The 7,630-nt window shown below is 72.1% G+C and carries 6 protein-coding genes; all 6 read right to left on the bottom strand.

Going from position 1 to position 7,630, the window contains the following annotated elements; genetic code table 11:
* Positions 1–155 precede the first annotated feature (155 nt).
* Complete coding sequence (locus tag ACFW9D_RS37000; protein ID WP_384629745.1) at positions 156–680, bottom strand: DUF4240 domain-containing protein; 525 nt, start codon at positions 678–680, stop codon at positions 156–158.
* 79 nt (positions 681–759) lie between these two features.
* Positions 760–1,770, bottom strand: a complete 1,011-nt coding sequence (locus tag ACFW9D_RS36995) for a helix-turn-helix transcriptional regulator (RefSeq protein ID WP_384629742.1) — start codon at positions 1,768–1,770, stop codon at positions 760–762.
* Between the two features lie 14 nt (positions 1,771–1,784).
* On the bottom strand, positions 1,785–2,552 hold the full coding sequence (locus ACFW9D_RS36990) for a VOC family protein (protein WP_384629740.1): 768 nt from the start codon (positions 2,550–2,552) through the stop codon (positions 1,785–1,787).
* A gap of 101 nt (positions 2,553–2,653) precedes the next feature.
* On the bottom strand, positions 2,654–5,356 hold the full coding sequence (gene aceE / locus ACFW9D_RS36985; RefSeq protein WP_188339328.1) for a pyruvate dehydrogenase (acetyl-transferring), homodimeric type: 2,703 nt from the start codon (positions 5,354–5,356) through the stop codon (positions 2,654–2,656).
* 261 nt (positions 5,357–5,617) lie between these two features.
* On the bottom strand, positions 5,618–6,241 hold the full coding sequence (locus ACFW9D_RS36980; protein WP_188339329.1) for a GntR family transcriptional regulator: 624 nt from the start codon (positions 6,239–6,241) through the stop codon (positions 5,618–5,620).
* Between the two features lie 399 nt (positions 6,242–6,640).
* On the bottom strand, positions 6,641–7,630 hold a 990-nt coding region (gene sucB, locus ACFW9D_RS36975; RefSeq protein WP_384629737.1), incomplete at its 5' end, for a 2-oxoglutarate dehydrogenase, E2 component, dihydrolipoamide succinyltransferase.

The raw sequence follows: 7,630 nt of genomic DNA, 5'->3' as shown, positions 1-7,630 counted from the left end.
CCTGAAATGCAGACCCTTCGGGTCGCATTTCCCCGATCAAGGTGCGGGGCGCCTTTCATCTGGGGAAGGCGCGGCGAAGCCGCTGCCTTCCAGGGGCGCGGGGAACTGCGCGACCAGCCCCCACCGGCCCGCACCCGGCGACGAAACGGACGAAGCTACGGCGCCACGCCGAACCGCTCGGCCAAGCGCGGGTACAACTGCGTCAGCACACCCGCATCCTCAAAGTTCACCGGCGCCCCCTCCGGCTCGGCCGGAGCCGGCGGAATCCCCAGATCCGCGGCGACCGCCCCGGTCAGCTCCTCGTACGCCTCGTCCGCCGCGTACCCGAGCTCCTCCCCGTCCCCGTCGACCTCCTCGTCGAACTCGCGGAGCGACTCCGCCAGGGAGTCCGGATCGTGCAGCGCCCCCTCGAAGACCTCCCGCCCCTGCCCGATCAGCCAGCACCGGAAGAAGTCGAAGGCGTCGTCACTGGCCCCGCCCAGCAGCACGTACGCCGCACCCCACAGGTCCCACCGGTACGCCCGGTTGTACCGGGACTCGAAGTGCCGGGCGAAGTCGAGCACCGCGTCGGGATCCAGCTGGAGCAGCCGGTCGACGAGCAGCTCGGCGTGGTCCTCGGGGTCGCCCTCGGCGGCCTCGCGGGTGCTGTCCACGATCTCCCAGAACTCCGTCTCGTCCATCACGGGACAAGCATCTGCCCTGCGCCGCACGGACGCACGCCGAGTGCGCGAACTCGCCGGAGCAGCACATGCCACCGGCTCACGCGTACCGCGCCGCCATGGCCCGCGCCGCCTGTCCGAGCCGCTCCCGCAGCCCGGCCGGCGCCACCACCTCCGCGTCCGGCCCCAGCGCGAGCAGCTGCGTGAACGCGACCTCCTCCGACTCCACCGCCAGCGTCACGGTGACGAGCCCCGCCCCGTCCGCCGGCCCCGCCGCGGCCACCGCCTCCCGCGCCGCCGCCCCGTCCGTGACCTGCGGCAGCCGCCGCACCCCGGCCTCCGTCAGCCGCACCACGACCTCGGCCCGCAGCAGGGCCCGAGCGAACTGCTCCGCCCGCTCCGCCCAGAACGCGGGCAGATCGAACTCCTCGTCCCGTACGAACGACTCCCCGCCCCCTGAACCCGCCTCCACCGGCTCCACCGCGTCGATCCGGTCCAGCCGGTACACCCGGAACCCGCCGCCGGAACCACCCCGCACCCGCGCCGCCAGATACCAGACCCCCGCCTTCAGCACGAGCCCGTAGGGCTCCAACTCCCGCTCCACGGGCGCCGGTCCGCGATCCGCGGAGCCGCGCCGGTAGGCGACCCGCAGCACCCGGTCGCCCCACACCGCCTCCGCGACCGCGGGCAGCAGCTCGGGCGTGCGCGGCTCGTGGAACCAGCCCGGCGCGTCCAGATGGAACCGCTGCGCGGCCGTCCGCGAGGCGTCCCGCAGCGACGGCAGCAGCGCCGCCGACACCTTGAGCCGCGCCGCCGACGCCGCGTCCTCCAGGCCCATGTCGCGCAGCGCGCCCGGCACCCCGGACAGGAACAGCGCCTCCGCCTCCCCGCGCGCCAGCCCGGTCAGCCGGGTCCGGTAGCCGCCGATCAGCCGGTAGCCGCCCGCCCGGCCCCGGTCCGCGTACACCGGGACGCCGGCCTCCGACAGGGCCTGCGCGTCCCGCGTCACGGTCCGCTCCGAGACCTCCAGCTCACGGGCCAGCTCCGCCGCCGTCATCGCGGGGCGGGACTGGAGCAACAGCACCATCTTGATCAGCCGGGCGGCACGCATGCCGCCATCATGGCTCAGTCCGCGAAGCGGATCACGGACAGCGCCGCGCCCTGAGGATCGGCCAGCATCGCGAAACGGCCGGCGTCGATCGTCGTCGGCTGCACGAGCACCTGCCCGCCGGTCTCCGCGCACCGGGCGGCCGTCGCGTCGGGGTCGGTGACGGCGACGTACAGGTTCCAGTGCGAGGGGATGTCCGGCGGGAACTCGCCCGTCGACATGTCGACCATCCCGCCGAACGGCTCGTCGGCCACGGTCCACTCCGTGTACGGGCCGTCCCCGCGCCGGTGCGTGCCCCAGCCGAGCACCGACTGGTAGAAGTCCACGGCCCCCGGCCCGTCCCGGGTCAGCAGCTCGAACCAGCAGAAGCTGCCCGGCACGTTCACCGTCTGGAACCCGGCGTGCTCCAGCGGCTCCCACAGGCCGAACGCCGCGCCCGCCGGATCCTGGCAGATCGCGAGCCGCCCCTGGTCGAGGATGCCGTGCGGCCCCGACACGACGCGGCCGCTGTTGCCCCCGACCCGCGCGGACATCGCCTCGACCCCGCTCGACTGGAAGTACGGCAGCCAGGTCGCCGGCTGCTGCGGCATCCGCACCGGGCCCACCCCGGCGACCACCGGCCCACCGGTGTCCAGCGCGAAGTTCCCGTACCCGCCGGCCGAGGAATCGGCCACCGGTTCGGCCCGCCAGCCGAACAGGGCCTCGTAGAACAGGCCCGCCGCGGCGGTGTCCGTGGTCGACAGGCTCGCCCAGCAGGGCGCGGACGGAGTCTTGGAGATCTTCACGGGACGCCTCCGGGCAGCGGGCGGCGGACCCGTCCATTCACGCACGCGTGCCCCGCCCCGGCAATCCGGGACGGGGCACGCGCGGTACCTCTCGGGAGGGCCTACAGGCCGTAGCGCTCGCGCGCCTCCTTCACGGCCGTGGCCTTGACCTCGCCGCGCTTGGCGAGCTGGGCCAGGGCCGCGACGACGATCGACTCGGCGTCGACGCCGAAGTGACGGCGGGCCGCCTCACGGGTGTCGGACAGACCGAAGCCGTCCGCACCGAGCGAGGACCAGTCCTGCTCCACCCACTGCGCGATCTGGTCCGGGACCTGGCGCATGTAGTCGGACACGGCCAGGACCGGGCCCTCGGCGCCCTGGAGCGCCTGCCGCACGAACGGCACCCGCTCCTCGCCGCGCAGGATCGCGGCGTCCGCCTCCAGCGCGTCACGGCGCAGCTCGGTCCACGAGGTCGCGGACCACACGTCGGCGGCCACGCCCCACTCCTCGGCGAGCAGCTGCTGCGCCTTGAGGGTCCAGTGGATCGCCGTGCCGGAGCCGAGCAGCTGGATGCGCGGCGCGTTGGCGGCCGGGGACAGGCCCGCGGTCTCCGCCGTGTTGAAGCGGTACAGGCCCTTGACGATGCCCTGGTCGATGCCGTCGGCCGCGGGCTTCGCGGGCTGCGGCATCGGCTCGTTGTAGACCGTCAGGTAGTAGAAGACGTTCTGGTCCTCGTCGGGACGGGCCTCGCCGTACATGCGGCGCAGACCCTCCTTGACGATGGCGGCGACCTCGTAGGCGAACGCCGGGTCGTACGTCAGCGCGGCCGGGTTCGTCGCGGCGATCATCGGGGAGTGGCCGTCCGCGTGCTGGAGGCCCTCACCGGTGAGCGTCGTGCGGCCGGCGGTGGCGCCGACGAGGAAGCCGCGGCCGAGCTGGTCGCCGAGCTGCCACATCTGGTCGGCCGTGCGCTGCCAGCCGAACATCGAGTAGAAGATGTAGAACGGGATCATCGCCTCGCCGTGCGTCGCGTACGCGCTGGACGCGGCGATGAAGTCGGCCATCGAGCCGGCCTCGGTGATGCCCTCGTTGAGGATCTGGCCGTTCTTGGCTTCCTTGTAGTACATCAGCTGGTCGCGGTCGACCGGCTCGTACGTCTGGCCCTTGGGCGAGTAGATGCCCAGGGACGGGAAGAGGCTCTCCATGCCGAAGGTGCGGGCCTCGTCCGGGACGATCGGAACCCAGCGCTTGCCGGTCTCCTTGTCGCGCACGAGGTCCTTGACCAGGCGTACGAAGGCCATCGTCGTCGCCACCGACTGCGAGCCGGAGCCCTTGTCGAAGGACGCGAACGCCTTGTCGGCCGGGGCCGGGAGCGCGGGCAGCGGCTGCGTGCGGCGGGCCGGGGCGAGACCGCCCAGGGCCGCGCGGCGCTCCTGGAGGTAGCGCACCTCGGGGGAGTCGGCGCCGGGGTGGCCGTAGGGGACCACACCGTCGACGAAGTCGCTGTCCTTGATCGGGAGCTCGAGAAGGTCACGCATGTTCTTGAACTCGTCCGTCGTGAGCTTCTTCATCTGGTGGTTCGCGTTCTTCGACGCGAAGCCCTCACCCAGGGTGAAGCCCTTGACGGTCTGCGCCAGGATCACGGTCGGGGCGCCCTTGTGCTCCAGGGCGGCCTTGTACGCGGCGTAGACCTTGCGCGGCTCGTGGCCACCGCGCGACAGGTGGAAGCACTCGAGGATCTTGTCGTCGCTGATGAGCTTCGCGAGCTCGACCAGCGCCGGGTCCTTGCCGAAGAAGTCCTGGCGGATGTAGGCCGCGTCACGCGTCTGGTACGTCTGCACCTGCGCGTCCGGGACCTCGCGCAGCCGGCGGACGAGGGCACCGGTGGTGTCGAGCTGGAACAGCTCGTCCCAGGCGTTGCCCCACAGCGACTTCACGACGTTCCAGCCGGCGCCGCGGAACTGGGCCTCCAGCTCCTGCACGATCTTGAAGTTGGCGCGCACCGGGCCGTCGAGGCGCTGCAGGTTGCAGTTGATGACGAAGGTCAGGTTGTCCAGACCCTCGCGGCTCGCCAGGGCGAGGGCCGCCGTCGACTCGGGCTCGTCCATCTCGCCGTCGCCGAGGAACGCCCACACGTGCGAGGCGGAGACGTCCTTGATGCCGCGGTTGGTCAGGTACCGGTTGAACCGGGCCTGGTAGATCGCCGACAGCGGGCCGAGGCCCATGGAGACCGTCGGGAACTCCCACAGCCAGGGCAGGCGCCGCGGGTGCGGGTAGGACGGCAGGCCGTTGCCGCCGGACTCCTGGCGGAACAGGTCGAGCTGCTGCTCGCTCAGGCGGCCGTCGAGGAAGGCGCGGGCGTAGATGCCCGGGGAGGCGTGGCCCTGGATGTACAGCTGGTCGCCGGAGCCGTCGCCCTCCTTCCCCTTGAAGAAGTGGTTGAAGCCGGTCTCGTAGAGCCAGGCGGCCGAGGCGAAGGTGGCGATGTGGCCGCCGACGCCGTGCTTCGAGCCGCGGGTCACCATGGCCGCCGCGTTCCAGCGGTTCCAGGCGGTGATCCGGCGCTCCATCTCCTCGTCACCGTCGATGGCCGGCTCGGCCGCGGTGGGGATGGAGTTGACGTAGTCCGTCTCAAGAAGCTTCGGCAGCGCCAGGCCGCCCGCCTCGGCGCGCTCCAGTGTGCGCCGCATCAGGTACGCGGCACGGTGCGGGCCGGCGGCCTCCGTGACGGCGTCCAGGGAAGCCTGCCATTCGGCGGTCTCCTCCGGGTCGCGGTCCGGGAGCTGGTCGAGCTCGCTCTGCTGGATGCGCATGGGGTCGGTCATAGTCGCCGCACGCCTTCCTGAGTCGAAGGGGGTGGGGTTGGGGGTGCCCTTGATGTCTTTGGCAGGACAGGGCGGGGTCCGGGTGTGGACCCGTCGGCGACTGTAACTCCCTGATCGATGATCGATCAAAGGGTGCAGGGGTAAAACCTCGCCAGAACGCGAAAGTCGGCACAAGGTGCCAGGTCAAACACCCGAAAACGCCCCGAAAGCGAAGAGGAGGGGCACCCAGTGCCCCTCCCGGGCGCTCCTCCGTACCTCAGGTCACGCGCGCGGCGCGCACCCCAGGACGTGGGTCTTCACGATCTCCGCGATGGCCGGGTCCCGGCGCCGGAACGCGGCGACGATCTCCTCGTGCTCCTCCGCGTACGACTGCTGCACCGTGCCCAGCCAGCGGATGGACAGTGCGGTGAAGACCTCGATGCCGAGCCCCTCCCAGGTGTGCAGCAGCACCGAGTTGTTCGCGGCCCGCACCAGCTCCCGGTGGAAGGCCACCGTGTGCCGCACCTGGCCGGTCCCGTCCGCCTCCTGGTCGGCCCGGTAGAGGGCCGCCACGTGCGGCTCCAGGGCCGAGCAGTCCTCGGCCAGGCGCTCGGCGGCCAGCTCGGCCGCGATGGCCTCCAGGCCGGCCCGCACCGGATAGCTCTCCTCCAGGTCGGCCGCGGACAGGTTCCGCACCCGCACGCCCTTGTTCGGCGCCGACTCGATCAGGCGCAGCGACTCCAGCTCCCGCAGGGCCTCCCGCACGGGCGTCTGGCTGACCTCCAGCTCGGTCGCGATGCGTCGCTCCACGATCCGTTCGCCCGGCTTCCAGCGGCCGCTCACGATCCCCTCCACGATGTGCTCGCGGATCTGTTCGCGCAGCGAGTGGACGACGGGCGTGGTCATTGTGGGCTCCTCCGGGAGGCCAAGGACATCGACCTCTAGACAATACGGCCGCGCCCCAGGCCAGGAAGGGCGCGAGGGCTCCCGTCGCAGGTGATGCGCGTTACGTGGCACGTTTTGTCATCGGTGCGCCCGGTGCCGGGGCCCGGCCGGGCGGCCCCCGAAACGGCCCAACTCCGGCGCCCACAAGCCCCGTTGGGACCCGAACCGGCACCGATCGGCGCACCCGCTCCCGGGCCCGCGCGAGGGCCGCCGGTGGACGCCCGGTGCCCACAGGCTGAGACACCGCCGGCCCTGGCCCCGGGCAGCACGGAGCCCCCGCCCGGAGGTCGGTCTCCGGACGGGGGCTCCGTCGTGCTGCTCAGGCGCTCCCGAGGGTCCTACGGGGCGCTCCTGAGGGTCTTACAGGCCCAGCTCGGCGTGGAACTCGCCCGCCTCGAGGATCTGCTTGACCGTCGTCAGGTAACGGGCCGCGTCGGCGCCGTCCACCAGACGGTGGTCGTAGGAGAGCGTCACGTAGGTCATGTCGCGCACGGCGATCGTGTCGCCGAGCTCCGGGTCGGAGACGACGACCGGGCGCTTGACCGTGGCACCGATGCCCAGGATGGCGACCTGGTTCGGCGGGACGATGACCGTGTCGAACAGCGCACCGCGCGAACCCGTGTTGGAGATCGTGAAGGTGGCGCCGGCCAGGTCGTCCGGAGCGATCTTGTTCGTACGGACCTTGTTCGCCAGCTCGGCGGTCCGCTTCGCGATGCCCGCGATGTTCAGGTCACCCGCGCCCTTGATGACCGGGGTCATCAGGCCCTTCTCCGAGTCGACGGCGATGCCGACGTTCTCCGAGTCGAAGTAGGTGATCGTGCCCTCGTCGTAGTTCAGGCGGGCGTTGATGACCGGGTGGGCCTTCAGCGCCTGGACGGCGGCCTTGACGAAGAACGGCATCGGGGAGAGCTTGACGCCCTCGCGGGCGGCGAAGCCGTCCTTGGCCTTGGCACGGAGCTTCATCAGCTTCGTGATGTCGACCTCGATGACCGAGGACAGCTGGGCCTGCTCGTGCAGGGCCTTGTGCATGTTGTCCGCGATCGCCTTGCGGATGCGCGGCAGCTTGACCGTCTGGCCACGCAGCGGGGAGACCTCCAGGGCGGGGGCCTTCGGCGCGGCGGCGGCCGGGGCGGCAGCGGCCGGAGCGGCGGCCTTGGCGGCCTCCGCGGCGGCGATGACGTCCTGCTTGCGGATACGGCCACCGACGCCGGTGCCCTTGACGCTGGACAGGTCCACGCCGTTCTCCGACGCGAGCTTGCGCACCAGCGGGGTCACGTAGGCGCCGTCGTCCACGGGGGACACGGCGGCCGGCGCGGCCGGAGCCGGGGTGACCGGCGCGGGGGCCGGAGC

It is taken from the genome of Streptomyces sp. NPDC059524 (assembly GCF_042749255.1).
Lineage (GTDB): Bacteria > Actinomycetota > Actinomycetes > Streptomycetales > Streptomycetaceae > Streptomyces > Streptomyces xanthii.
The sequence above is the reverse complement of the archived record's forward strand: the minus strand, read 5'-3'. Positions and strand labels throughout refer to the sequence as shown.